Annotated in this window: 24 protein-coding genes; 21 read left to right on the top strand and 3 right to left on the bottom strand. The window is 70.6% G+C overall.

Translation table 11 applies throughout. The features are described 5' to 3' along the window. The coding region (locus tag G6031_RS04240) for a DoxX family membrane protein (protein WP_182652543.1) at positions 1-578 on the bottom strand (578 nt) is incomplete at its 3' end. A gap of 181 nt (positions 579-759) precedes the next feature. Continuing rightward, complete coding sequence (locus G6031_RS04235; RefSeq protein WP_182652542.1) at positions 760-1,461, bottom strand: MBL fold metallo-hydrolase; 702 nt, start codon at positions 1,459-1,461, stop codon at positions 760-762. A gap of 146 nt (positions 1,462-1,607) precedes the next feature. Between G6031_RS04235 and uvrA the strand changes: the two genes are divergently transcribed. Next, the gene (gene uvrA / locus G6031_RS04230; RefSeq protein ID WP_182652541.1) at positions 1,608-4,646 is read left to right on the top strand and encodes an excinuclease ABC subunit UvrA; all 3,039 of its coding nucleotides are present in this window, start codon (positions 1,608-1,610) and stop codon (positions 4,644-4,646) included. Between the two features lie 58 nt (positions 4,647-4,704). Here uvrA and G6031_RS04225 read toward each other — a convergent pair whose 3' ends face one another. Next, positions 4,705-5,115 carry a DUF1844 domain-containing protein gene (locus G6031_RS04225; RefSeq protein WP_095717218.1) on the bottom strand — a complete coding sequence of 137 codons (411 nt, stop codon included), beginning with the start codon at positions 5,113-5,115 and terminating at the stop codon, positions 4,705-4,707. A 317-nt stretch (positions 5,116-5,432) separates the two neighbouring features. Here G6031_RS04225 and infC point away from each other — a divergent pair, with 317 nt between their 5' ends. The 20 genes from infC (at position 5,433) to tyrS (ending at position 24,679) form a co-directional block, all read left to right on the top strand. Continuing rightward, positions 5,433-6,053, top strand: a complete 621-nt coding sequence (gene infC / locus G6031_RS04220) for a translation initiation factor IF-3 (RefSeq protein ID WP_095717217.1) — start codon at positions 5,433-5,435, stop codon at positions 6,051-6,053. A gap of 93 nt (positions 6,054-6,146) precedes the next feature. Beyond that, positions 6,147-6,341 carry a 50S ribosomal protein L35 gene (gene rpmI / locus G6031_RS04215; RefSeq protein ID WP_007630819.1) on the top strand — a complete coding sequence of 65 codons (195 nt, stop codon included), beginning with the start codon at positions 6,147-6,149 and terminating at the stop codon, positions 6,339-6,341. A 67-nt stretch (positions 6,342-6,408) separates the two neighbouring features. Then, entirely contained in the window at positions 6,409-6,789 is a 381-nt protein-coding gene (rplT, locus tag G6031_RS04210; protein WP_095717216.1) for a 50S ribosomal protein L20, read from the top strand. Between the two features lie 11 nt (positions 6,790-6,800). Continuing rightward, entirely contained in the window at positions 6,801-7,643 is an 843-nt protein-coding gene (locus G6031_RS04205; RefSeq protein WP_182652540.1) for an RNA methyltransferase, read from the top strand. Continuing rightward, positions 7,640-9,301, top strand: coding sequence for an ATP-binding cassette domain-containing protein (locus G6031_RS04200; protein ID WP_182652539.1), 1,662 nt, complete (start codon positions 7,640-7,642; stop codon positions 9,299-9,301). Before G6031_RS04205 ends, G6031_RS04200 begins: the two co-directional genes overlap by 4 nt. Before the next feature lie 129 nt (positions 9,302-9,430). Beyond that, on the top strand, positions 9,431-10,486 hold the full coding sequence (gene pheS, locus G6031_RS04195; RefSeq protein ID WP_182652538.1) for a phenylalanine--tRNA ligase subunit alpha: 1,056 nt from the start codon (positions 9,431-9,433) through the stop codon (positions 10,484-10,486). Positions 10,487-10,527: 41 nt separating this feature from the next. Further along, positions 10,528-13,017, top strand: a complete 2,490-nt coding sequence (pheT, locus tag G6031_RS04190) for a phenylalanine--tRNA ligase subunit beta (protein ID WP_182652537.1) — start codon at positions 10,528-10,530, stop codon at positions 13,015-13,017. Continuing rightward, positions 13,010-13,834, top strand: a complete 825-nt coding sequence (thiD, locus tag G6031_RS04185) for a bifunctional hydroxymethylpyrimidine kinase/phosphomethylpyrimidine kinase (RefSeq protein WP_095717211.1) — start codon at positions 13,010-13,012, stop codon at positions 13,832-13,834. Before pheT ends, thiD begins: the two co-directional genes overlap by 8 nt. Before the next feature lie 80 nt (positions 13,835-13,914). After that, complete coding sequence (locus G6031_RS04180) at positions 13,915-14,652, top strand: DUF2786 domain-containing protein (protein WP_182652536.1); 738 nt, start codon at positions 13,915-13,917, stop codon at positions 14,650-14,652. A gap of 69 nt (positions 14,653-14,721) precedes the next feature. Continuing rightward, entirely contained in the window at positions 14,722-15,759 is a 1,038-nt protein-coding gene (gene argC, locus G6031_RS04175; protein ID WP_182652535.1) for an N-acetyl-gamma-glutamyl-phosphate reductase, read from the top strand. Next, entirely contained in the window at positions 15,756-16,238 is a 483-nt protein-coding gene (locus tag G6031_RS04170) for a hypothetical protein (protein WP_179525173.1), read from the top strand. Before argC ends, G6031_RS04170 begins: the two co-directional genes overlap by 4 nt. Beyond that, positions 16,235-17,170, top strand: coding sequence for an acetylglutamate kinase (argB, locus tag G6031_RS04165; RefSeq protein WP_182652534.1), 936 nt, complete (start codon positions 16,235-16,237; stop codon positions 17,168-17,170). Before G6031_RS04170 ends, argB begins: the two co-directional genes overlap by 4 nt. Continuing rightward, on the top strand, positions 17,167-18,381 hold the full coding sequence (locus G6031_RS04160) for an acetylornithine transaminase (protein ID WP_095717206.1): 1,215 nt from the start codon (positions 17,167-17,169) through the stop codon (positions 18,379-18,381). Before argB ends, G6031_RS04160 begins: the two co-directional genes overlap by 4 nt. After that, complete coding sequence (argF, locus tag G6031_RS04155) at positions 18,378-19,319, top strand: ornithine carbamoyltransferase (RefSeq protein ID WP_182652533.1); 942 nt, start codon at positions 18,378-18,380, stop codon at positions 19,317-19,319. Before G6031_RS04160 ends, argF begins: the two co-directional genes overlap by 4 nt. Then, complete coding sequence (locus tag G6031_RS04150) at positions 19,319-19,813, top strand: arginine repressor (RefSeq protein WP_182652532.1); 495 nt, start codon at positions 19,319-19,321, stop codon at positions 19,811-19,813. Before argF ends, G6031_RS04150 begins: the two co-directional genes overlap by 1 nt. Before the next feature lie 53 nt (positions 19,814-19,866). Next, a complete protein-coding gene (locus G6031_RS04145; RefSeq protein ID WP_182652531.1) occupies positions 19,867-21,066 on the top strand; it encodes an argininosuccinate synthase in 1,200 nt (399 codons plus the stop codon). Beyond that, positions 21,063-22,502, top strand: coding sequence for an argininosuccinate lyase (gene argH, locus G6031_RS04140; RefSeq protein WP_095717202.1), 1,440 nt, complete (start codon positions 21,063-21,065; stop codon positions 22,500-22,502). Before G6031_RS04145 ends, argH begins: the two co-directional genes overlap by 4 nt. A 5-nt stretch (positions 22,503-22,507) precedes the next feature. Continuing rightward, the gene (locus G6031_RS04135; protein WP_179525175.1) at positions 22,508-22,729 is read left to right on the top strand and encodes a Trm112 family protein; all 222 of its coding nucleotides are present in this window, start codon (positions 22,508-22,510) and stop codon (positions 22,727-22,729) included. Further along, positions 22,726-23,376 carry a DNA-3-methyladenine glycosylase gene (locus G6031_RS04130; RefSeq protein ID WP_304816390.1) on the top strand — a complete coding sequence of 217 codons (651 nt, stop codon included), beginning with the start codon at positions 22,726-22,728 and terminating at the stop codon, positions 23,374-23,376. Before G6031_RS04135 ends, G6031_RS04130 begins: the two co-directional genes overlap by 4 nt. A gap of 31 nt (positions 23,377-23,407) precedes the next feature. After that, a complete protein-coding gene (tyrS, locus tag G6031_RS04125; RefSeq protein ID WP_311201625.1) occupies positions 23,408-24,679 on the top strand; it encodes a tyrosine--tRNA ligase in 1,272 nt (423 codons plus the stop codon). Positions 24,680-24,780 lie beyond the last annotated feature (101 nt).

Below are 24,780 nucleotides of genomic sequence, written 5' to 3'. Positions count from 1 at the left end.
GCGACACCGCGGGCGTGGTCGGCCACGTTGTGGGCGACCCCCGCGATGGCGGCGCCGGCGGCCACGGACTCGGCCTTGGCGCCGGGCAGCTTGGCCGAGACCTTGTCCCCGGCCTTGCGGGCACGCCACGTCAGGCCCGGCTGGCCGGCGGTGTCGACCGACGCGAGCAGGAGCGCACCGAGCAGGGCGACGTCGGTCGCCAGACCGGTGGTCTTGCGGCTCTTGGCGGCGGGGTCGGACTCCGCCCAGAAGTCGTTGCGGGTGACGGTCGTGGGCAGGTGCGACGCCGTGAGGGCGAGGGCCGACAGGCGGGGGGCCTTGCCGAGCGCGAACAGCACACCGGCACCGACCTTGACTCCCGCGAGAGCCTTGACCAGGGTCTCGGTGTCCTTGGTGACCGGCGGCACGGAGGTCGTCACGTGCTCGTTGACGGCCTGCTCGCCCTTCTCCACCAGGGGTGCGGCCTTGTCCACGAGCGGGGCCGCCTTGGCCACATGGGCCTGCGGATTGCGTAGCGTCTCCACGCCGTCGATGACGAACACCGTGGCGAGCATGGGTCGTGCGAGTCGTCGGATCATCGTTCCTCCTGGGAATTGGGATGCGTGGTCGAACCTAGTGAAAACCCCGGCCCGGCGCCTCCGGTCGGAGGATCGTCCCCCGCCACGGACCCTACGGACCTGTGTGATGCGCTGGGACGATCAGCTGTGACGGGGGCCGGATAACGATTCTGATCGGCCGGTCGGTCGGTGCCGTCGGGCGTCACCAGCCGCGCTCTCGCCACGTGCCGAGGTTCGGACGCTCGGCCCCGAGCGTGGTGTCGTCCCCGTGCCCGGGGTGGACCACCACGTCGTCCTCGAGCACGGCGAAGACCCGGGACTCGAGGTCGTCCATGAGGGTGTCGAACTGCTCCCGGGTGCCCGTCTTGCCCGGTCCGCCGGGGAAGAGGGAGTCCCCGGGGAACAGGTGGGTCCCCTCCTCGGTGCGGAGGAGGAGCCCGATGCCGTCCGGGGTGTGACCCCGCAGGCCGATCACCCCGAGGCGCAGGTCCCCCACGACGAGCTCGTCACCGTGGGAGACGTGGCGGTCGGTCGGTACGTGGATGTCCCCGGCGTCACCGGGTGAGGCGATGGTGGTGAGGCCGAGGGCCTCGACGGTCTCCGACAGGCCGATCCAGTGGTCGGCGTGCAGGTGGGTCGTGACCACCTCTCTCACCCCGGGGGCGTGCGCCTGCAGGTGCGCGATGAGCTGGGGGGCGTCGTTCGCGGCGTCGACGAGGAGTGCCGCGCCAGTCGAGACGGACTCGATCACGTAGACGTTGTTGTCCATCTCCCCGACGGAGATCTTGGACAACCGGGCCGGGCCGACGGTCCAGCGCTCACCGGTCAGGCGGCCACCCAGGCGGCCGGAGTAGCCCTCGGTGAGGGTGATGTGCTCGGGGACGAACTCGGTGGGATTCGACATAATTGCAGGCTACTGGCGGCGACGGCGGTTCGTGGTGGTAAGCGTGTCGGGGTTCGTTGGTACCTTCGTCTGCGGGACGGCGGCCATGCGGCGCGCACGGCCACCGCCACGGGTCCGTGGCGACATCCCCCTCGGAAGGAGTACCCATGGTGGACCGTCTGGTCGTCCGCGGCGCACGGGAACACAACCTCAAGGGCGTGGACATCGACGTCCCGCGCGACTCCCTGATCGTCTTCACGGGTTTGTCGGGCTCCGGCAAGTCCTCGTTGGCCTTCGACACCATCTTCGCCGAGGGGCAGCGTCGGTACGTCGAATCCCTCTCCTCCTACGCGCGCATGTTCCTCGGTCAGATGGACAAGCCGGACGTCGACTTCATCGAGGGACTCTCCCCGGCGGTGTCGATCGACCAGAAGTCCACCAACCGGAACCCCCGGTCGACGGTGGGCACCATCACTGAGGTCTACGACTACCTGCGTCTGCTCTACGCGCGGGCGGGTGTTCCGCACTGTCCGACGTGCGGAGAGGTGATCTCGCGTCAGACCCCTCAGCAGATCGTCGACCAGATCCTCGAGGGGGAGGAGGGCGCCAGGTTCCAGGTGCTGGCGCCGGTCGTGCGCACCCGCAAGGGCGAGTTCGTCGACCTCTTCGCCCAACTCGCGGCCGACGGGTACAACCGCGTGCGGGTGGACGGAGAACTCCACACCCTCGCGGAGCCGCCGACGCTCAAGAAGCAGGAGAAGCACGACATCGAGGTGGTCGTGGACCGCCTCGCCGCCAAACCCTCCTCCCGCCAGCGGCTCACCGATTCCGTCGAGACCGCGCTGGGACTGGCGGACGGGGTGATCGTCATCGACTACGTGGACCTCGACGAGGCCGACCCCGGCCGGCGGCGCCGGTTCTCCGAGCACATGGCCTGCCCCAACGGCCACCCGATCGGGCTCGACGACCTGGAACCCCGCGCGTTCTCCTTCAACTCCCCCTATGGCGCCTGCCCGGTCTGCGACGGGCTCGGCTCGCACCTCGAGGTGGACCCCGACCTGGTGATACCCGATCCCGAGCGGTCGTTGGCGGACGGCGCGATCGCCCCGTGGTCGGGGGGCCAGAGCGCCGACTACTTCCAGCAGTTGCTCTCGGGACTGGCCGACGACCTGGGCTTCGACCTGCGCACCCCCTGGCAGGACCTGCCCGCCAAGGTGCGCAAGGCGGTGCTCGGAGGGGCGTCGACGAAGGTCCGGGTGCGGTACAAGAACCGCTACGGCCGGGTCCGGACCTACGACGCCAAGTTCGAGGGCGTCATGTCGTTCCTCAAACGCCGACTGGAGCAGACGGAGTCGGAGTCGCAGAAGGAGCGCTACCAGGGGTACATGCGGGAGGTGCCGTGCCCCGCCTGTGAGGGGACCCGTCTCAAGCCGGAGATCCTCGCCGTCACGATGACCGGCCCCGGCGGGCGTGACCGGTCGATCGCCGACATCTCCCGGATGTCGGTCGCGGACTGCGCCGAGTTCCTGGACGGCCTCGAACTGGACTCCCGCCAGGCGATGATCGCCGGCCGGGTCCTCAAGGAGATCCAGGCCCGCATGGGTTTCCTCCTCGACGTGGGACTGGACTACCTGTCCCTGGACCGGGTGGCGGGCAGCCTGTCCGGCGGGGAGGCCCAGCGCATCCGGTTGGCCACCCAGATCGGGTCCGGTCTCGCCGGCGTGCTCTACGTGCTCGACGAGCCGTCCATCGGTCTGCACCAGCGGGACAACCGTCGCCTGATCGACACTCTCGTCCGGCTGAGGGACCTGGGGAACACGCTGCTCGTGGTGGAGCACGACGAGGACACCATCCGCGCGGCGGACTGGATCGTGGACATCGGCCCCCTGGCCGGCGAACACGGCGGACGGGTGGTGCACTCCGGGGACTACGAGGGTCTGCTGGCCAGCGAGGAGTCGCTCACGGGTGACTACCTGGCGGGGCGGCGGTCGATCGCGGTGCCCGACACGCGGCGTGGACTGAACCCGGAGAAGGTCCTCCACGTGCGCGGGGCTCGCGAGAACAATCTCAAGAACGTCGACGTGGTGTTCCCGGGCGGTGTGCTGTGTGCAGTCACCGGCGTGTCCGGCTCAGGCAAGTCCACGCTCGTCAACGACATCCTCGCCACCTCGCTGGCCAACCAGCTCAACCGGGCGCGCCAGGTTCCCGGACGGCACTCCCGCATCGACGGGGTGGAGTCGTTCGACAAGCTGGTCCAGGTGGACCAGTCACCGATCGGTCGCACCCCGCGGTCCAACCCGGCCACGTACACCGGGGTGTTCGACAAGATCCGGACGTTGTTCGCGGCGACCACCGAGGCCAAGGTCCGGGGCTACAAGCAGGGGCGGTTCTCGTTCAACGTCAAGGGCGGCCGTTGCGAGGCGTGTCAGGGGGACGGCACGCTCAAGATCGAGATGAACTTCCTGCCGGACGTCTACGTCCCGTGCGAGGTGTGTCACGGCGCCCGGTACAACCGCGAGACTCTCGAGGTGCACTACAAGGGAAAGACCATCGCCGAGGTGCTCGACATGCCCATCGAGGAGGCGTGCGAGTTCTTCGAGCCGATCACCTCGATCCACCGGTACCTCAAGACCCTCTCGCAGGTCGGCCTGGGGTACGTGCGTCTGGGCCAGTCGGCACCCACGCTGTCCGGCGGTGAGGCGCAGCGGGTCAAACTCGCGGCCGAGCTGCAGAAGCGGTCGAGTGGACGGACCGTCTACATCCTCGACGAGCCCACCACGGGTCTGCACTTCGAGGACATCACCAAGCTCCTCCTGGTGATCCAGGGGCTGGTCGACAAGGGCAACACCGTCATCGTGATCGAACACAACCTCGACGTGATCAAGAGCGCCGACTGGGTGATCGACATGGGGCCCGAGGGTGGCGCCGGCGGTGGCGTCGTCGTGGCCGAGGGCACCCCCGAACAGGTCGCGGCGGTGCCGGAGAGTCACACCGGTCGCTTCCTCGCGCAGGTCCTCCCGGTCACGCAGGAGGGCCCGGAGGGATCCCGGACCGTCCCGGCGTCGGTCGGTGGTGCGCCCGCCAAGAAGGCGGCGGCGAGCAAGGCCGCGGCCACGAAGGCGCCCGCGAAGAAGGCGCCCGCGAGGAAGACGGCCGCGGACAAGACCGCGGCCAAGGCGGCACGCAAGGCACGGGCCCTGCGCTGACCCGACGCCGGAGCGTGCGACCGTGGCGTCGCGTACCCCGGCGTCGGGCAGTCGGGGGTCAGTAGACGGGGCCGGTGAACTTCTCGCCAGGACCCTCGCCGGGCTCGTCGGGGAACGCGCTGGCCTCGCGGAACGCGCGCTGCAACCCCTGGAGTCCATCCCGCACCACGCTGGCCTGCGGCCCGAGGTACTCGGCGGACCCGGTCACGAGTCCGGCGAGCGAGGTGATCAGCTTGCGCGATTCGTCGAGGTCGAGATGCGGGCTCGCGGTCGGGTCGTCGTCGGACAGCCCCAGCTTCTCCGCCGCGGCGCTCATCAGCACGACGATCGAGCGGAAGATGATCTCCTGGGCGGGGACGTCGGCGAGTTCGACGATCTCGACCTCGCGGGCGTCGAGATGGTCCTCGAGAGAACTCTCTGCGGTCGCGTCGGCGGCGGGATCTGTGGACGCGGGGTGGTCGGTGTTCATGCCGAACACTGTCCCACGGGCCGGGCGACTCCGGGCGGTCGGACCGGTTTGGGGGTCCCCGGGAATCCTGGTAGAGTTCTGCTCCGACTGTGGGAATCCGCTTCGTGGTGGGTTCCGACGTCCAAGAGGAGCCCGATCTCCCACCATCCGACGCCCTGGGTTGTTTGATGGTCACCACCCCCGACGAGGGGTCTGCGAGCGTATCGCGGAGACGTCTCGTCGACGGGTGAGGAGTGAGAGGCCCCCGGTATCCGTGCCGTGGGGCCTTCTCGGTATCGCCGGTGTGTCCGGTGGTGCCGTGGGTACCTCGAGGGCGGATGCGCGACCGCGCCAGCGGTCGCGGACAGAGCACCATCTACCGAGGAGGGCCCATCAGCGCCGAAGCACGTATCAACGAACGAATCCGTGTCCCCGAAGTCCGACTCGTCGGCCCCGGGGGCGAGCAGGTGGGGATCGTTCGCGTCGAGGATGCACTTCGTCTGGCCCTCGAGGCCGATCTGGACCTCGTCGAGGTCGCGCCCACCGCGCGCCCGCCGGTCTGCAAGATCATGGACTACGGAAAGTTCAAGTACGAGGCGGCGCAGAAAGAGCGCGAGTCGCGGAAGAACCAGCAGCAGACCGTGGTCAAGGAGCAGAAGCTCCGGCCCAAGATCGACACCCATGACTACGAGACCAAGAAGGGGAACGTCGTCCGTTTCCTCGAGAAGGGCTCCAAGGTCAAGGTGACGATCATGTTCCGCGGTCGCGAGCAGTCCCGCCCCGAGCTCGGGTACCGGCTGCTCCAGCGCCTGGCGGACGACATCACCGAATACGGATACGTCGAGACCAGTGCCAAGCAGGACGGCCGCAACATGACCATGGTCGTCGCCCCCCACAAGGGCGCCAAGACCCGGGTCAAGGCGCAGGAGTCGAAGGTCACCGACCCCGCCTCGGAGTAGGACTCCGGCACCACACCGACCACCGGACGCACGTCGTCCGCTCACCCGAGACCCCGCCGGTCTCCGGGACGAACCATGTGAGGAAGACCGATCATGCCGAAGATGAAGACCCACAAGGGCACCGCCAAGCGTTTCCGGAAGACCGGGACGGGCAAGCTCGTGCGCCAGCAGGCCAACCGCCGCCACATCATGGAGAAGAAGCCCACCAAGCGCACCCGTCGTCTCGACGGTCGCACGGACGTCGCCCCGGCCGACGTCCCCCGCATCAAGCGGCTCCTCGGGCTCTGAGCCCTCTCCCATACGTAGTACTTCCGGTCGCCGTGAGGTGACCACCCAGATCAGTGAGGATTGACCAGTGGCACGCGTGAAGAGGGCAGTCAACGCCCAGAAGAAGCGTAGGACCGTACTCGAGTCCACCAAGGGCTACCGCGGGCAGCGTTCGCGGCTGTACCGCAAGGCCAAGGAGCAGATGCTCCACTCGATGACCTACAGCTACCGTGACCGTCGCGCGCGCAAGGGCGACTTCCGGAAGCTGTGGATCACCCGCATCAACGCGGCGGCCCGCGCCAACGACATGACCTACAACCGCTTCGTCCAGGGCCTCAAGCTCGCGGGCGTCGAGGTGGACCGCAAGGTGCTCGCCGACCTGGCCGTCACCGACCCGGCCGCCTTCACGGCGCTCATCGAGGTCGCGCGCAAGGCCCTGCCGGCCGACGTCAACGCGCCGGCTGCCTGACGTCTGCGAATGTGACGCACAGCACCCTGCCCGGGGAGGGCACCGGACGACCCGCGGATCCGTTCACCGAACGGACACCGCGGGTCGTTTCCGCATCCAAGCTCCACCGCGCGGCCGCCCGGCGCAAGGCCGGGCGCTTCCTCGCGGAGGGGGCCAACTCGGTCGAGTCGGCCCTGACGACCGGGGCGGCGATCGAGGTGTTCTGCGGCCCGGACTCGCTCGACCGATTCGCCACCCTCGTGACCACCGCATCGGCATCCGGGGTCCCCGTCTCCGTGGTGACCGACCGTGCGATCAGGGCGCTGTCGGACACCGTCTCGCCCACGGGCATCGTGGCGCTGTGCCGGTCGGTCGTCCGCGACCCCGGGGACCCGGACGAGGGGTCTGTGCGCCTCGTCGCGGTGGGCCAGGCGCTGGCCGAACCGGGGAACGTCGGCACCCTCATCCGCGTCTCGGACGCACTCGGCGCCGACGCCGTGTGGCTCACCGGGGGCGCGGTGGACCCGGAGAACACCAAGGCGGTCCGCGCCTCCGCCGGCAGCCTCTTCCATCTCCCCGTGGTGCGCGGGATCACCGAGACGGACCTGGTCGACCGCGCCCACCGGCTGGGCCTCCAGGTCGCGGTGGCCACCGGCGACGGTGAGGTGGACATCGAACACGCCGACGACGTGCTGTCCCGGCCGACCGCGTGGGTCTTCGGAAACGAGGCGCACGGCGTCCCCGACGCGCTGGCCGACGCTGCCGACGTCCGCGTGCGCATCCCCCTCCGCGGGCGGGCCGAGAGCCTGAACATCGTCACCGCGGCCTCGATCTGCCTCCACACCAGCGCGCGCCTGCAGGCCGCCGCCTCGTGACCGCCACCCTCACCGCCCGCGGCCTGGGGGCCTCACGAGGTGCGCGGACCCTGTTCGCCGGTCTCGACCTCGTCGTCGCCGAGGGTGACGTCTGGGGGCTCACCGGACCCAACGGCGCCGGCAAATCGACACTGCTCCACGCCCTCGCCGGCGAGCCCGACGCCGAGATGTCGGGGACGGTCACCGTCAGCCCACCGCATGCGACGGTGGGGTTCCTCCGTCAGGAGGTGGAGCGCCACGACGACGAGGAGGTGCGCGACTTCCTGCACCGCGCCACCGGGGTCGCCGACGCGCAGGCGCACATGGACGCGCTCGCGCTGCAGATGGCGGACTCGGACTCGGCCGCCGACGCCTACGGCGACGCCCTCGAGCGATGGTTGGCCCTCGGCGGTGGAGACCTGGACGAGCGGATCCCGGTGACCGCCGCCCGGCTCGGATTGGACGTCGCCGTTCTGGGTCTGCCGATGTCGGCGCTCTCGGGCGGCCAGGCCGCCCGTGTCACCCTCGCCGCCGTGCTGCTCAGCCAGTACGAGATCCTGCTGTTGGACGAGCCGACCAACGACCTCGACCTGGCGGGGCTCGCGGTGTTGGAGGACTTCATGCGGACCGAGCGGCGTCCGATGGTGGTGGTCAGTCACGACCGTGAGTTCCTGGCCAGGTGTGTGACCGGGATCGTCGAGCTCGACTCGGCCCAGCGGCAGATCACGGTATTCGACGGAGGATACGAGTCGTATCTCGCCGAGCGCGCGCTGGCGCGGCAGCGGGCGCGCGAGGCATACGAGGAGTACGCGGGCCGGGTCGGTCAGCTCAAGGACCGCATGCAGACCCAGAAGACGTGGCTCGACAAGGGCGTCCGCAACACCATGCGCAAGTCGGGCGGCAAGGATGCCGAGAAGGACAAGCACATCCGCAACCGGGCCGGCCAGCGGTCGGAGAAGCAGGCCGCCAAAATCTCCCAGACCGAGCGTGCGATGGAGCGGCTCGACGTGGTGGCCGAACCGCGCAAGGAGTGGCAGCTGCAGATGGAGATCGCGACCGCGCCCCGGTCGGGGTCGGTCGTGGCGGTGTTGTCCGACGCCGTCGTCCGCCGCGGTGACTTCGCGCTCGGTCCGGTGACTCTGCAGATCGACTCGGGGGACCGGGTGCTGATCTCCGGCGCCAACGGTTCCGGCAAGTCCACGCTGCTGGGTCTGCTCGCGGGAGATCGGCTCCCGGACACCGGGCGGGTGAGCACGGGAGCCGGCGTCGCGGCGGGTCGCGTCGACCAGGCCCGCGCGGAGTTCGGTGGCCCGGGGCCCCTGCTGGACACGTTCTGCGTGGCCGCGGACCCGGCGGGTCTGGACCCCACCGAGGGTCGGACGGTGCTGGCCAAGTTCGGACTGGGCGGCGAACACGTCGCCCGGTCGTGCGCGTCCCTGTCCCCGGGGGAGCGGACCAGGGCGGCGCTGGCCCTGCTCCAGCTGCGCGGCGTCAACCTGCTCGTGCTGGACGAGCCCACCAACCACCTGGACCTACCCGCGATCGAGCAGCTCGAGCAGGCCGTGGAGGCCTTCGACGGCGCGGTCCTGCTGGTGACCCACGACCGGCGGATGCGCCAGGGTTTCCGGGGGACCCGCGAGCTCGTGGTGGACTCCGGGGCCGTTCACGAGGTGCGTTAGCGGGTGACCCCTCGCGGCGAGGGGGTACGCGCAGGTGGGCCGGGGGGTCCGATCCCGATCGACTAGTCTGTTGCGGGATGCCGCCGGCGGTCGCCGGAGATCGCCGTGACGGGGAGGACGAGAGCACAGGTGAGCGAAGACACGAGCGCTGTCGAGGTGCGGATCGACGAGGAGTCGCTGGCGGGGTACGCGGCGGAGTCCGAGGCGGCGTTCGCCGCCGCCACGGACCTGGACGCCCTGGCCGCCGCCAAGACCGCCCACCTGGGCGACCGCAGCCCGATCGCGCTGGGACGCCGGACCCTCGGGTCGCTGCCCAAGGAGCAGAAGGCCTCCGCCGGAAAGGCCGTCAACGTGGCGCGGGGCAGGGTCCAGCAGGCCTATGACGCCCGCCTCGCCGAGCTGCAGGCGGAGCGTGACGCCGCCGTCCTCGTGGCCGAGACCCTGGACCTGACCGTGCCGTCGGGTCGGGCTCCGGTGGGCGCCCAGCACCCCATCACGATCATCACCGAGCAGGTCGCGGACGTGTTCGTGGCGATGGGCTGGGAGATCACCGAGGGCCCGGAGGTCGAGGCGGAGCACTACAACTTCGACGCCCTGAACTTCCTCCCGGACCACCCCGCGCGCACCCTGCAGGACACCTTCCACATCGCTCCCGAGGGCAGCCGCCAGGTGCTGCGCACCCACACCTCGCCCGTGCAGATCCGGACGATGCTCGATCGGGAGCCGCCGATCTACGTGGCCTGCCCCGGTCGGACGTTCCGCACGGACGAGCTCGACGCCACCCACACCCCGGTGTTCCACCAGGTGGAGGGGTTGGCGATCGACAAGGGGTTGACCATGGCGCACCTGCGCGGTGCGCTCGACGCCTTCGCCCGCGCGCTCTTCGGACCGGAGACCCGTACCCGGATGCGGCCCAACTACTTCCCCTTCACGGAGCCCTCTGCCGAGGTCGACGTGTGGTTCCCGCGGAAGAAGGGCGGCGCGGGCTGGGTCGAGTGGGGCGGGTGCGGGATGGTCCACCCCAACGTGCTGACCGCCTGCGGCATCGACCCGGAGGTCTACTCGGGGTTCGCGTTCGGCATGGGCCTCGAGCGCACCCTGCAGTTCCGCAACGGACTGTCCGACATGCGGGACATGGTCGAGGGGGACGTGCGGTTCTCGCTGCCCTTCGGCATCCGCGCCTGACCCACCGCCCCTTCCACCCGAGAAGAACAAGGACCCCCACAGTGCGAATTGCGCAGTCCTGGCTGACCGAGATCCTGCAGCGGGCCAACGACGGTTGGTCGGTGACCCCGGCCGAGCTCGACGCGGGGTTCGTGCGCGTCGGCCTCGAGGTCGAGGGCGAGCCGGAGCAGTTGCCCGAGATCTCGGGACCGCTCACGATCGGTCGGGTCAGCAGTATCGAGGAGCTCGAGGGGTTCAAGAAACCCATCCGCTTCTGCCTGGTCGACGTGGGTGCCGGCGAACCGCAGCAGATCGTCTGCGGGGCGCGGAACTTCGAGGCGGGCGACCTGGTGGTCGTCGCGCTGCCCGGAACCGTCCTTCCCGGGGGGTTCGAGATCGGCAGGCGGAAGACGTACGGCAAGCCCAGTGAGGGCATGATCTGCTCGGCGTCCGAGCTGGGGATCGGATCCGACCACAGCGGCATCATCGTCCTGGCCGAGGGCACTGCGGAGCCCGGCGACCCGGCCGGGCCGGTCCTCGACGCCGGGGCGGCGGGACCCGACACCGTCATCGAGCTCAACGTCACCCCGGACCGCGGGTACTGCCTGTCGGCGCGCGGCCTGGCCCGCGAACTCGCGTGCGGATTCGGCCTGGACTTCGCCGATCCCGCCGTCGAACAGGGCCTCGGGTCCGAGGGCGAGACCTGGCCGCTCGAGGTGACGGAGGAGTCCGGCGCGCGCCGGTTCGCCCTGCGCCGGGTCACCGGAGTGGACCCCACCGCGCGGACACCGTGGTGGATGGCCAGGCGCCTGCTGCTGTCGGGCGTGCGCCCGATCTCGCCGGCGGTCGACGTGACCAACTACGTCATGCTCGAGCTCGGGCACCCGATGCACGCGTTCGATGCCGCGACGCTCGAGGGCGGTCTCGTCGTCCGCCGGGCGCGGTCCGGGGAGGTGCTCACGACCCTCGACGACGTCGAGCGGACGCTGGACCCCGAGGACGTGGTGATCTGCGACGACCGCGGGCCGATCTCACTGGCGGGTGTCATGGGCGGCGCGAGCACGGAGGTGTCCGGGCAGACCACGGACGTCCTCCTCGAGGCCGCCGTGTGGGACACCCTCGCGGTGTTCCGGACGATCCGCCGTCACAAGCTCCCCAGTGAGGCGGGCAAGCGGTACGAGCGTGGTGTCGACGCCGCGGCCACGATCGCCGCACTGGACCGGGCGGCGACTCTGCTCGCCGGGATCACCGGCGGAACGGTCGAGGCCTCGCTCACCGACATCGGTTCCGCCCCCGTCATGCCGACCATCGCGTTCGATGAGGGCAGGCCCTCCCGCGTCGCCGGCGTGGACTACCCGACCGGCACCGCGCGCCACCGCCTGGAGCAGGTCGGGTGCACGGTCACCGGGGACGACGAGGTGCTGCTCGCGGTCACCCCGCCGACCTGGCGACCGGACCTCACGCTGCCCGCGGACCTGGTGGAGGAGGTCCTCCGCCTCGAGGGGTTGGAGAACATCCCGTCGGTGCTGCCGACGGCGCCGGCCGGCCGCGGGCTGACCGCGTTCCAGCGGGGGCGTCGCGCGGTCGGCCACGCCCTGGCGGCGGCCGGGCACGTCGAGGTTCTCACCTCGCCGTTCTGTGATCCGTCGGTGTTCGACGCCATGGGACTGGACGACGACGACGAGCGGCGCAGGACGATGTCCGTGGTCAACCCCCTGGAGAGCGAGAAGGGGCATCTCGCCACCACGCTCCTGCCGTCGCTGGTGGAGATCGCCCGGCGCAATCTCACCCGCGGCACCCGCGACCTGTCGCTGTTCTCGGTCGCGCAGGTCTCCTTCCGCACCCCCACCACCGGGGCGGTCGGGATGCTGCCCGTCGACCGCGAGCCGACGCCGCAGGAGAGGGACTCGCTGACGGCCTCGCTGCCGGAGCAGCCCCTGCACGTGGCCGCCCTCTACACCGGCAGGCGCGAACCGGCGGGTCATGCCGCGCCGGGCCGTGACGCCGACGCCCTCGACGCGGTCGAGGCGGCCCGGATCGTCGCCCGTGCGCTCGGGGCCGAGGTCGAGGTCCGTGCGGCCGAGTACGCACCGTGGCATCCGGGCCGGTGCGTGGAGGTCCTGGTCGACGGCACCGTGGTCGGCCATGCCGGGGAGCTGCACCCGGCCGCGTGCGAACGGCTCGGTCTCCCCGCCCGGTCCTGCGCGGTCGAGCTCGACCTCACGGCGATCGGGGCCCGTGAGGTCCTGCCCGCGCCGTCGATCTCGGCCTATCCGGCCGTCAACCAGGACGTCGCGCTCGTGGTGGAGTCCTCCGTGCCGGCGTCCTCGGTCGAGGCGGCCCTGCGCTCGGGCGGCGGGGATCTCCTGGAGAGCGTGCGACTGTTCGACGTCTACACCGGCACCCAGCTCGGTGAGGGTCGCAAGTCCCTGGCGTACGCCCTGAGCTTCCGGGCGGACGACCGGACGCTCACCGAGGACGAGGCGACCCGGTGGCGCACGGCGGCGGTGGAGGCCGCGCAGGCGGCGGTCGGGGCGACGCTCCGTGGCTGAGCCGACCGGGGTCCCGAGGGTCCTGTGCATCGCCGGTACCGACCCGTCCGGCGGCGCGGGCCTGCTCGCGGACGTCAAGTCCGTCGCCGCGATGGGCGGGTACGCGATGGGGGCCGTCACCGCGGTCACCATCCAGAACACCCTCGGGGTCAGCGGCGTACACGCGGTACCCGTCGAGACCGTGGTCGCCCAACTCGACGCGGTGGCGGACGACGTGCGGATCGACGCCGTCAAGATCGGCATGCTCGGCGAGGCCTCCCTCGTCGAGGCGGTGGGGGACTGGCTGCGTCGCCGGAGACCCCCGAACGTCGTCCTCGACCCGGTGATGGTCGCCACCACCGGCGGCAGGCTCGCCAGCGACGACGCCTCCCGCATGCTCCGCGACCTGGTCCCGCTCGTCGATCTGGTCACCCCCAACGTCCCGGAACTCGGTGTCCTGTGCGGGGAATCCACCGCGGGCAGCATCGAGATGATCGTGGAGCAGGCCGAACTCGTCCACGAGCAGACCGGGTGCTCGGTGCTCGCCACGACCGGCGATCTCGAGGACGGCAGTGCCGAGGACGTCCTCGTCCGCTCGGCGGGCGGGTGGCGCACGACCCTGCGACTCCCGTTCGTCCGCGTGGACACGCCGCACACCCACGGGACCGGGTGCTCGCTGTCCTCCGCCCTGGCCACTGCCCGGGTGGCGGCCGATGACTGGGAGGCCGCGTACCGGCGGGTCCGTCCGTGGATGGACGGCGCCCTCCGGGGCGGGCTCGATCTCGAGGTGGGCCGGGGGGCCGGGCCGCTCGACCACACCTGGTTCCTCCACCACTGATCGCCCGGGACCCGCCCCTCTGTCGTACACCTGTGCGAATATTCGGCTCATCACACAGCCGAGACCACCGGGAGTAGACCATGTCCACCACGCACACCGCCTCCGCCGGGTCCCCCGCCGCGAAGGCGCTCGACCGGGTCCGCAAACTGTTCGCCAAAGCCGAGAGCGTCGCCGGCACGCCGGAGGCCGAGGTGTTCCTCGAACGGGCCTACGGGTTGCTCGCGAAGTACGGCGTCGACGAGGCTCTGGCGAGATCGGGGCCCGATGCGCGACCCGCGGAAGTGACCGTGTTCGATCACGTGGTCGCCGGGAGATACCAGCCGGACCAGGTGGGACTGGTGGCATCGCTGGCCGCCGCGATGCACTGCCGGGCCGTCACCTCCACCCGCGGTGACGGCGCGAGGGTCGTCCACATCGTGGGGGTGCGTCGGCACGTCGAGCGGGTGGGGATGCTCGCCGGCGCGCTCACGGGGGTCATGCTCGCGGCGGCAGCGCACCAGCGGCCGGCTCCCGGCGTCTCGCCGGTCACGCACCGGAAGTCGTTCATGACCGGCTTCGCCTTCGAGGTGGGACGCCGACTGGCCGCGGCCGAACGCGGAGCCGTCGCCGGGAGCGGGGACGCGGTCGGGGCGGGACTCGTCCTGAGGTCGGACGCCCAGCGCGCGGATTCCGAACTACGGCGCCGTTTCCCCTCGGCGGTCCGTGGTGCACGGCGGAGGGTGGGTTCCTCGGGGATCGAGGAGGGGCGTCGCGTGGGCGGATCAGTGGATCTCGGACAGAGCCGCTTCGGCGGGGGACGGCGTCAACTCGGAGCCTGACCGGCCCGGGATCGTCGCGGCCGGCACGTCGGTGTGCAAAAGATTGCAAGCTGATGCATACTTGTGCGCATGGCAATCAAGGTAGCGGTCGCAGGTGCGTCGGGTTACGCGGGAGGGGAGTTCCTCCGCCTGCTCCTCGGGCACCCCGCGCTGGAGTCGGGCGAGATGGAGATCGGAACCCTCGCCGCGGGGTCCAACGCCGGGCAGCCGCTGGTCGAGCACCATCCCCATCTCCTGCCGCTCGCGGAGCGCGTCCTGGTCGAGACCAGTGCGGACACCCTGGCCGGGCACGACGTCGTGGTCCTGGGACTGCCGCACGGGCACTCCTCGGAGATCGCCGAGCAGCTGGGACCGGACGTCCTCGTCGTCGACCTGGGTGCGGACTTCCGGCTGTCCGACGCCTCGGACTGGGAGGCCTACTACGGGTCCGCGCACGCCGGCACCTGGCCGTACGGTCTGCCCGAACTCCCCGGCGCGCGTGAGGCGCTGCGTTCGACCCGCCGCATCGCGGTGCCCGGGTGCTTCCCCACGGGGGCGAGCATCGCGCTGTTCCCGGCGGTGGCGGCCGGACTGGTCGACGCGTCAGGGATCACGATCGTCTCGGTCACCGGTGCCTCGGGCGCGGGGAAGTCCGCCAAGGTCCCGATGCTCGCCTCGGAGGTCATGGGCTCGGCAAAGGCGTACGGCGTCACGACCCACCGCCATGCGCCCGAGATCACCCAGAACCTGCGGGCGGTCACCGCGGCGCCGGTGTCGGTGAGCTTCACCCCGGTCCTGGCCCCGATGGCCCGGGGCATCCTCACCACCGCGGTCGCCCCGACCACGGCGACGGCGGGGGAGTTGCGGCGCGTGTACGCGGAGGCGTTGGACCACGAACCCTTCGTCCACGTGCTCCCCGAGGGTGTGCAGCCGATGACCGCCTCGGTGCTCGGGTCCAACGCGGTGCAGCTCGGCATCGAGGTGGACGAGCGGGCGGGGCGCGCGGTGTTCACCGCGGCGATCGACAACCTCGCCAAGGGCACCGCCGGTGGGGCGATCCAGTCCATGAATCTGGCACTCGGACTGCCCGAGACGGCGGGGCTCAGCACGGTCGGCCTCGCCCCGTGAGTGCGGGCATCCTGTCCGGCGCGGTGTCCGGTGGCCGCACCCACGGTCTCGAATCGTGGTCCGATCCGGTGCGCAACGACGCGGTGTTCTGGGTGGCTCCCGCGGGCGCGACGGCCGTGTTGGAGGTCGAGGGCGAGGGAACCGACGCCGCGGAGTTGCGGTGGAGCACACTGAGCGCCGAGGTCCCGTCGATCCGCGCGGTCGTCCTGCTCGACGGCCCGGGCGCCGGAGTCCCCGGAGAGGACTTCACCTTCACGCACTCCGTCGCCGAGGACGTCGCCCGGATCGTCGGCTCCCGGTCGGGTGCCGAGGTCGGACCGATCGAGGTGCTCGTCTTCCGACCGGACACCGATCACACCCGGTGGCCGGAACCCGCACCCACGGCGGACGGGGTGGAGTTCCGGTTCCGCCACCGCGGCGGTGCCGGCGTCCGTCTCACCCTGACCGTTCCCGACCAGCCCGAAAGAGGCCTGACATGACCACCGAGATGAACGACGGGTCGACCGAGTTGACGCCGTTCGTCCGTGCCCACGTCCTCGCCGAGGCGCTGCCGTGGCTGCAGAAGTTCCACCACAAGATCGTCGTGGTCAAGTACGGCGGCAACGCGATGATCGACGACCAGCTCAAGGCGGCGTTCGCGGCCGACATGGTGTTCCTCCGGACCTGCGGTCTCAAGCCGGTGGTGGTCCACGGGGGCGGCCCCCAGATCACGTCGATGCTCGGCCGCCTGGGGATGGAGGGCGAGTTCCGCGGGGGATTCCGTGTGACCACCCCCGAGGTCATGGACATCGTCCGCATGGTGCTGTTCGGCCAGGTCGGCCGAGAACTGGTGGGGCTCATCAACGCGCACGGCCCGTACGCGGTCGGGATCTCCGGGGAGGACGCGGGCCTGTTCACCGCGGTCCGACGGACGGCGATGGTGAACGGCGAACCGACCGACATAGGACTGGTCGGCGACGTCGAGTCGGTCGATCCCCGTGCCGTCCTGGACCTCATCGAGGCCGGTCGGATCCCCGTCGTGTCCACCATCGCCCCGGATGCCGACGGCACGGTCCACAACATCAACGCCGATTCCGCCGCCGGCGCACTGGCCACCGCGCTCGGCGCCGAGAAGCTCGTCGTCCTCACCGACGTCGAGGGGTTGTACACCGATTGGCCGGACCGGTCCTCACTGGTCACGCACCTCGGGACCGGTCCCCTCGAGCGGGTGTTGCCGTCTCTCGAGAGCGGCATGGTCCCCAAGATGGAGGCGTGCCTGCGCGCGGTGCAGGGCGGGGTGCGGGCGGCCCACGTCATCGACGGGCGCGTCGAACACTCCGTGCTGCTCGAGGTTCTCACCGAGGGCGGCATCGGCACCATGGTCACCGAGGGTGACCACGAGATCCGCACGCCGTCAGGAGGAGCGAGATGACCGGGACCGACACCATGTCCCTCACCGCACGGTGGGACAGCGCGCTCATGCGCAACTACGGCACCCCGCCGCTCGAGCTCGTCTCGGGACGGGGCGTCACCGTCACCGCCTCGGACGGCCGCGAGTACGTGGACCTGCTCGGCGGGATCGCGGTCAACTCACTCGGTCACGCGCATCCGGCGGTCGTCGACGCGGTCAGTCGCCAGGTCGCCGAGCTCGGCCACGTGTCCAACCTCTACATCCACCCGACGGTGGTGGCGCTGGCCGAGCGCCTCGAGTCACTGCTGTCGGTGGACGAGCCCGTCCGCGCCTTCTTCTGCAACTCGGGCGCGGAGGCCAACGAGGCCGCGTTCAAGATCGCCCGTCGGACGGGGCGGTCGCGGATCCTCGCGGCGGAGAACGGTTTCCACGGCAGGACCATGGGCGCCCTCGCGATGACGGGTCAACCCGCCAAACGCGAGCCGTTCGAACCGATGCCCGCAGGGGTCGAGTTCTTCCCCTACGGCGACACAGCCGCGCTCACCGCTCTCGTCGAACAGGCTCCCGGGGACACGGCCGCCGTGATCGTCGAGCCGATCCAGGGCGAGGGAGGGGTCGTCGAACCCCCCGAGGGCTTCCTTGCCGACGTGCGATCGTTGTGCAGCGAGCACGGGATCCTCATGATCGTCGACGAGGTCCAGACCGGGATCGGTCGTACCGGGGCGATGTTCGCCACGCGGCGGGCCGGCGTGGTCCCCGACGTGATCACCCTGGCCAAGGGCCTGGGCGGCGGGCTGCCGATCGGCGCCTGCCTGGCGGTCGGTGCGGCCGGCGAGCTGCTCACCGCGGGCCAGCACGGGACCACGTTCGGCGGTAACCCCGTCGCGTGCGCGGCCGCCCTGGCCGTTCTCGACACGATCGAGTCCGAGGACCTGATCGCGCACGTCGACCGACTCGGGAAGATCATCGCCGCGGAGATCGAGTGCCTGGATCACCCGCTGGTCGACCACGTGCGGGGGAGGGGACTGCTGCTGGGCGTCGTGCTCACCGCCCCGCTCGCCAAGGCCGTGGAGGGGGCGGCCCGGGAGGCCGGGTACCTCGTCGGTGCCACCACCGCGGACGTGGTCCGACTCGCCCCGCCGCTCGTGCTGACCGAGGAGCAGGTCGCCCGGTTCGTCGCCGGGCTCCCGGGCATCCTCGACGCCGCCACCCCGAAGGAGGCCACCTCATGACCGCCGCATCGTCGTCGGTGCGGCACTTCCTGAGGGACGACGACCTCAGTCCCGCGGAGCAGGCCGAGGTCCTCGATCTGGCGATGCGGCTCAAGGCCGCCCCGTTCTCGGCCCGCCCGCTCGAAGGGCCGCGGTCGGTCGCCGTGATCTTCGACAAGACCTCCACGCGGACCCGGTTCTCGTTCGACGCGGGGATCGCCCAACTCGGTGGGAACGCCATCGTGGTGGACTCCGGATCCACCCAGATGGGCAAGGGTGAGACCCTCTCCGACACGGCGAGGGTGATGTCGCGCTACGTCGAGGCGATCGTCTGGCGCACCTACTCGCAGGACGGGCTCGCCGAGCTCGCCGCGCACTCGGACGTGCCCGTCGTCAACGCCCTGACCGACGAGTTCCACCCGTGCCAGATCCTCGCGGACCTGCTCACCATCCGCGAGAACTTCGGTCGCACCGCCGGCCTGCGCGCGGTGTATCTCGGCGACGGTGCGAACAACATGGGGCACTCGTATCTGCTCGGGTTCGCGACCGCGGGAATGCACATCACCATCGCCGCGCCGGAGGGATACCAACCGACGGGGCAGGTGGTGTCGGACGCCGAGCGCGTGGCGGCGGGGACCGGCGGCTCCGTGAGGATCACGACCGACGTCGACTCGGCGGTGGCCGGGGCGGACGTCCTCATCACGGACACCTGGGTGTCGATGGGGATGGAGGACTCGGCGACCGACCGGCTCCGCGACCTGGCCGGTTACCAGTTGGGCCAGGAGTCCGTCGACAGGGCGTCCGACGACGTGATCGTCCTGCACTGCCTTCCCGCCTACCGCGGCAAGGAGATCGCGGCCGAGGTCATCGACGGCCCCCGCGGCCGCGTGTTCGACGAGGCCGAGAACCGGCTCCACGCGCAGAAGGCGCTGCTCGTGTGGCTCATGGAGCGGTCGTGATGACGGTGGGGACGGTCAGCAGGACCGCCAGGCACGCCCGGATCGCCGAGATCCTCCAGCGCCGACCCGTCCGGAGCCAGACCGAACTGGCGGAGGCCCTGGCCGATGAGGGCATCGCGGTCGCGGTGGCCACCCTGAGCCGGGATCTCGACGAGCTCGGGGCCGTCAAGCTCCGGGCCGCCGACGGAGGCGCGGGCCGTTACATCATCCCGGAGGACGGCAGCCGGGCCCCGGGGATCCCCGGGGGCACGGACAGGCTCGGCAGGCTGCTCGGCGACCTGCTGGTCTCGGCGGACCACAGTGGCAACATCGCGGTCCTGAGGACCCCGCCCGGCGCCGCGAACTTCCTGGCGAGCGCCCTGGACCGCGCCAACCTGGACGACGTGGTGGGGACCATCGCCGGGGATGACACCATATTCGTGATGGCCCGTGAACCCGTCGGAGGCGCCGAGCTCGCGGACCGGCTCGCCTCCCTCGCCCGCCGCCCACTCTGACATCCACGACCCGACCCCAGACCTTAGAGATCCGAACCATCAAGGAGCACACCATGTCCGATCGCGTAGTCCTCGCCTACTCCGGCGGCCTCGACACCTCTGTCGCCATCAGCTGGATCGGCAAGGAGACCGGAGCCGAGGTCGTCGCCGTCGCCATCGACCTGGGTCAGGGCGGTGAGGACATGGAGGTCATCCGGCAGCGCGCACTGGATTGCGGCGCCGTCGAGTCGATCGTCGTGGACGCCCGCGACGAGTTCGCCGACGAGTACTGCGCCCCCACGATCAAGGCCAACGGGATGTACATGCGGGAGTACCCGCTGGTCTCGGCGATCTCCCGCCCGCTGATCGTCAAGCACCTGGTCACGGCGGCCAAGATGCACGGCGGTACCTCCGTCGCGCACGGCTGCACCGGCAAGGGGAACGACCAGGTCCGCTTCGAGGTGGGCTTCGGTGCGCTCGCCCCGGACCTCGAGGTGATCGCCCCGGTCCGCGACTACGCCTGGACGCGTGAGAAGGCCATCGAGTTCGCGGAGCAGAACGAGATCCCCATCAACGTGACCAAGAAGTCCCCGTTCTCGATCGACCAGAACGTCTGGGGCCGCGCGGTGGAGACCGGTTTCCTCGAGGACCTGTGGAACGCCCCCACGAAGGACGTCTACGACTACACCGAGGACCCGACCCTCAACTTCGCCGCTCCCGACGAGGTCACCGTCACCTTCTCGGAGGGCATCCCGGTGGCGATCGACGGGCGCAAGGTCTCCGTGCTCGAGGCCATCGTGGAGCTCAACCGCCGGGGCGGGGCCCAGGGCGTGGGGCGGCTGGACATGGTCGAGGACCGGCTCGTCGGTATCAAGAGCCGCGAGGTGTACGAGGCGCCGGGCGCGATTATCCTCATCACCGCGCACAAGGCGCTCGAGGACGTCACCCTCGAGCGTGAGCTGGCGCGGTACAAGTCCGGGGTCTCCGACCAGTGGTCGAACGCGGTCTATGACGGCCTGTGGTTCTCCCCGCTGAAGTACGCCCTCGACGCCTTCATCGACAACACCCAGCAGCACGTCTCCGGGGACATCCGGATGGTCCTGCACGGTGGTTCCATCGTCGTCAACGGTCGTCGTTCCGACTCCTCGCTCTACGACTTCAACCTCGCGACCTATGACGAGGGGGACTCGTTCGACCAGAGCTACGCCAAGGGCTTCGTGAACCTCCACGGTCTGAGTTCCAAGATCGCCGCCAAGCGGGACCTCGGGCTGTGAGCGACGCCGACCGGCAGGACGACCGGCACGGCACCAACGCCGGAGCACTGTGGGGTGGCCGCTTCGCGGGCGGGCCCGCCGAGGCGATGGCCGCACTGAGCAAGTCCACGCACTTCGACTGGGAGCTGGCCCCGTACGACATCAGGGCCTCCAAGGCTCACGCCAGGGTCCTGCACCGCGCGGGGTTGCTCTCCGGTGCGGACCTCGACGCGATGCTGGACGGTCTGGACCGCCTCGCCGCGGACGTGGATTCCGGCGCGTTCGGCCCGGCAGAAACCGACGAGGACGTGCACGGGGCCCTCGAACGCGGTCTGATCGACCGGGTGGGTGTCGAGGTGGGTGGGCGCCTCCGTGCCGGCCGGTCCCGCAACGACCAGGTCGCCACGCTGTTCCGGATGTGGTTGCGTGACGCGGTGCGTGAGGTTGCCGGGGGTGTGCTCGACGTGGTCGACGCGCTCGTGGCGCAGGCGGACGAGCACCCCGAGACCGTGATGCCGGGCAAGACGCACTTCCAGGCAGCCCAGCCGATCCTGCTCTCGCACCAGCTCCTGGCGCACGCGCAGCCGTTGCTGCGGGACGTCGATCGGATCCGCGACCTGGACCGCCGTCTCGCGGTGTCTCCGTACGGTTCGGGCGCTCTGGCCGGGTCGTCCCTCGGACTGGACCCGGACGCGATCGCGGCGGAGCTCGGCTTCGACCGCGCGGCGGACAACTCGATCGACGCGACGAGCTCGCGGGACTTCGCGGCCGAGGCGGCCTACGTCCTCGCGCAGATCGCTGTCGATCTCTCCCGTCTGGCGGAGGAGGTGATCGCCTGGTCGACCCCGGAGTTCGGGTACGTGACCCTGGCCGACGAGTGGTCGACCGGTAGTTCGATCATGCCGCAGAAGAAGAACCCGGACGTCGCGGAGCTGATGCGCGGCAAGACGGGTCGGTTGATCGGCAACCTGACCGGGCTGCTCGCCACCCTCAAGGCCCAGCCGTTGGCCTACAACCGGGACCTGCAGGAGGACAAGGAGCCGGTCTTCGACTCTGTCGCCCAGCTCTACCTGCTCCTCCCGGCGATGGCCGGCATGGTCTCGACCCTGACGTTCCACCCGGAGCGTCTCGCCGCGCTCGCCCCGGCCGGATACACGTTGGCCACCGACATCGCGGAGTGGATGGTCCGTCAGGGCGTGCCGTTCCGCGTCGCCCACGAGGCGGCCGGGGAGTGCGTGCGGGTGGCCGAGTCCCGCGGCGTCGGGCTGGAGGAGTTGACCGACGACGAGTTGGCGACCGTCGACCCGGCGCTGACGCCCGACGTCCGCGACGTGCTCACCGTGACGGGATCGATCGCGTCACGGAGCGCACGCGGCGGCACCGCCGGCACCGCCGTGGCCGAACAACGGCGGCGGCTGGGAGAGATCCGTGACGAGCTCGCCCACTGGGTAGGGTGAGCGCCATGTCCGTCATCGATGCCCGTCTGCTGGAGATCCTCGCCTGCCCCGAGGACAAGGGTCCGCTCCTCCTGGCGGGCGACGACACGCTCTACAACCCCCGCCTCCGCCGCGCGTACCGGATCGATGACGGTATCCCGGTCCTACTGGTGGAGGAGTCACGTCAGGTGGATGACGCCGAGCACGCGGACCTGCTCGCCGCCGCGGGCGCAGCTCCACAGGAGTGACCCGGCGGTACGCCGGGGCCGACCCGTTCCGCACGCTGCTCCGCGAAGCGGACCCGGCCGGGGCCGCGCGCGCACTGCTCGGGGGTGTCCTGACCCATGACTCCGTCTCGGTCCGGGTGGTCGAGGTGGAGGCCTACGGCGGACCGGTCGACTCAGCCCATCCGGATCCCGCCGCGCACACCTGGCCGGGTCCGACCCCGCGAAACGAGGTGATGTTCGGCGACGCCGGTCACCTGTACGTGTACCTGAGCCACGGGATCCACCGGTGCGTCAACATCACCTGCCGGCCCGCGGGCGAGGGCGGCGGGGTACTGCTGCGCGCCGCCCGGGTGGAGGGCGGACACCGGGTGGTGGACGACCGCCGGCCCGGTATACCCGTGGAGCACGCGGCCCGCGGGCCGGGGAATCTCGGCAAGGTGTTGGGCATCGATCTCTCCCACCGGGGAACGGATGTCCTCGACCCGACGTCGTCGGTCACCTTCCGTCCCGATCCGGTACCCGAGTCGCAGATCCGGTCCGGCCCCCGGGTGGGTGTCTCCCGTGAGGCGGAACGACCCTGGCGGTTCTGGCTGGCGGGCGCCCGGGAGGTCTCCGCCTACCGGCGCAGTCCACGCGCGCCGAGGGTGACGCACCCCGCCCCGTGGTAGCCCACCGCGTCGATGGGGAACAATGGCACGCGTGACTTCCAACATCCTCGAAGACCTGCAGTGGCGGGGGCTCATCGCGCAGTCGACCGACCTCGACGCGCTCCGTGCCCATCTCGACGAGGGCACCGTGTCGTTGTACTGCGGCTTCGATCCCACCGGTCCGAGCCTGCACGCAGGTCACCTGATCCCGCTTCTCACCCTGCGGCGGTTCCAGCTGGCCGGGCACCGGCCGATCGTGCTGGCCGGGGGAGCGACAGGGATGATCGGCGACCCCCGCGAGGTCGGGGAGCGCACCATGAACACCGCGGACACCGTGGCCGAGTGGGCCGAGCGCATCACCGGTCAGCTCGAGCTCTTCGTGGACCTCACCGAGGGGCCCGTGGGCGCCCGGGTGGTCAACAACATGCAGTGGACCGGTCACCTGACCGCCATCCAGTTCCTCCGCGACGTCGGCAAGCACTTCTCGCTCAACACCATGCTCGGGCGTGACACGGTCAAGCGTCGTCTGGACGGTGACGGGATCTCGTACACCGAGTTCTCCTACATGCTCCTGCAGGCCAACGATTTCGTGCAGCTGCGTCGCACCATGGGGTGCACGCTGCAGATCGGCGGCTCCGATCAGTGGGGGAACATCGTCGGTGGCGTCGATCTGAACCGCCGGATGGACGGGGAATCGGTGCACGCGATGACCGTTCCCCTGGTCACCTCGTCCGACGGGAAGAAGTTCGGCAAGTCGACGGGCGGTGGGAGCCTCTGGCTTGACCCGGCCCTGACCAGCGCTTACACCTGGTACCAGTACTTCCTCAACACCTCAGATGCCGACGTGGTCCGCTACCTGCGGTGGTTCTCGTTCCTGGGCCGGGAGGAGATCGACGAGTTGGACGCACTCACCCGGGAGAAGCCGCACCTGCGGGCGGCGCAGAAGCGCCTGGCCGAGGAGATGACCACGATGGTGCACGGGGTGGCGGCCACGGAATCGGTGCAGGCGGCGTCCCAGGCACTGTTCGGACGCGGAGAGTTGACCGAGCTCGACGAGCGGACCCTCCGTGCCGCGCTCGAGGACGCCGGCGCGGTCGAGCTGGGATCCGACGAGCCGAGGACGATCGTCGATCTGTTGGTCGCGTCCGGTCTGTGCGAGAGCAAGGGTGCGGCGCGACGTGCCGTCGGTGAGGGCGGCGCGTACGTCAACAACCAGCGCGTCGACGATGTCGAGTGGGCGCCCGCGACGAGCGACCTCCTGCACGGGGCCTGGCTGGTCCTCCGGCGCGGCAAGAAGAACCTGGCCGGGGTCCGGATCCACTGATCCGGGGGGGTAGGGGGAGACGGCGCCGGTACACACCGGCGCCGTCTCGCATTTCTCCCGTTGACCTGGCGATTTGCGTTTGGGTTCACGTCTGCGTAACT

This window comes from Dietzia sp. CQ4 (assembly GCF_014145125.1).
GTDB classification, from domain to species: domain Bacteria; phylum Actinomycetota; class Actinomycetes; order Mycobacteriales; family Mycobacteriaceae; genus Dietzia; species Dietzia natronolimnaea.
Note: the sequence above shows the minus strand (reverse complement) of the source record. Positions and strands in the feature narration are given on the sequence as shown.

Bases quoted from the DNA above. Each gene is read 5' to 3' on its own strand.
- G6031_RS04150 (WP_182652532.1), top strand. From the start codon at position 19,319: ATGACGGTGGGGACGGTCAGCAGGACCGCCAGGCACGCCCGGATCGCC.
- argF (WP_182652533.1), top strand. From the start codon at position 18,378: ATGACCGCCGCATCGTCGTCGGTGCGGCACTTCCTGAGGGACGACGAC.
- G6031_RS04145 (WP_182652531.1), top strand. From the start codon at position 19,867: ATGTCCGATCGCGTAGTCCTCGCCTACTCCGGCGGCCTCGACACCTCT.
- rpmI (WP_007630819.1), top strand. From the start codon at position 6,147: ATGCCGAAGATGAAGACCCACAAGGGCACCGCCAAGCGTTTCCGGAAG.
- G6031_RS04160 (WP_095717206.1), top strand. From the start codon at position 17,167: ATGACCGGGACCGACACCATGTCCCTCACCGCACGGTGGGACAGCGCG.
- G6031_RS04180 (WP_182652536.1), top strand. From the start codon at position 13,915: ATGTCCACCACGCACACCGCCTCCGCCGGGTCCCCCGCCGCGAAGGCG.
- argC (WP_182652535.1), top strand. From the start codon at position 14,722: ATGGCAATCAAGGTAGCGGTCGCAGGTGCGTCGGGTTACGCGGGAGGG.
- uvrA (WP_182652541.1), top strand. From the start codon at position 1,608: ATGGTGGACCGTCTGGTCGTCCGCGGCGCACGGGAACACAACCTCAAG.
- G6031_RS04225 (WP_095717218.1), bottom strand. From the start codon at position 5,115: ATGAACACCGACCACCCCGCGTCCACAGATCCCGCCGCCGACGCGACC.
- G6031_RS04235 (WP_182652542.1), bottom strand. From the start codon at position 1,461: ATGTCGAATCCCACCGAGTTCGTCCCCGAGCACATCACCCTCACCGAG.
- argB (WP_182652534.1), top strand. From the start codon at position 16,235: ATGACCACCGAGATGAACGACGGGTCGACCGAGTTGACGCCGTTCGTC.
- G6031_RS04135 (WP_179525175.1), top strand. From the start codon at position 22,508: ATGTCCGTCATCGATGCCCGTCTGCTGGAGATCCTCGCCTGCCCCGAG.
- infC (WP_095717217.1), top strand. From the start codon at position 5,433: ATGCGCGACCGCGCCAGCGGTCGCGGACAGAGCACCATCTACCGAGGA.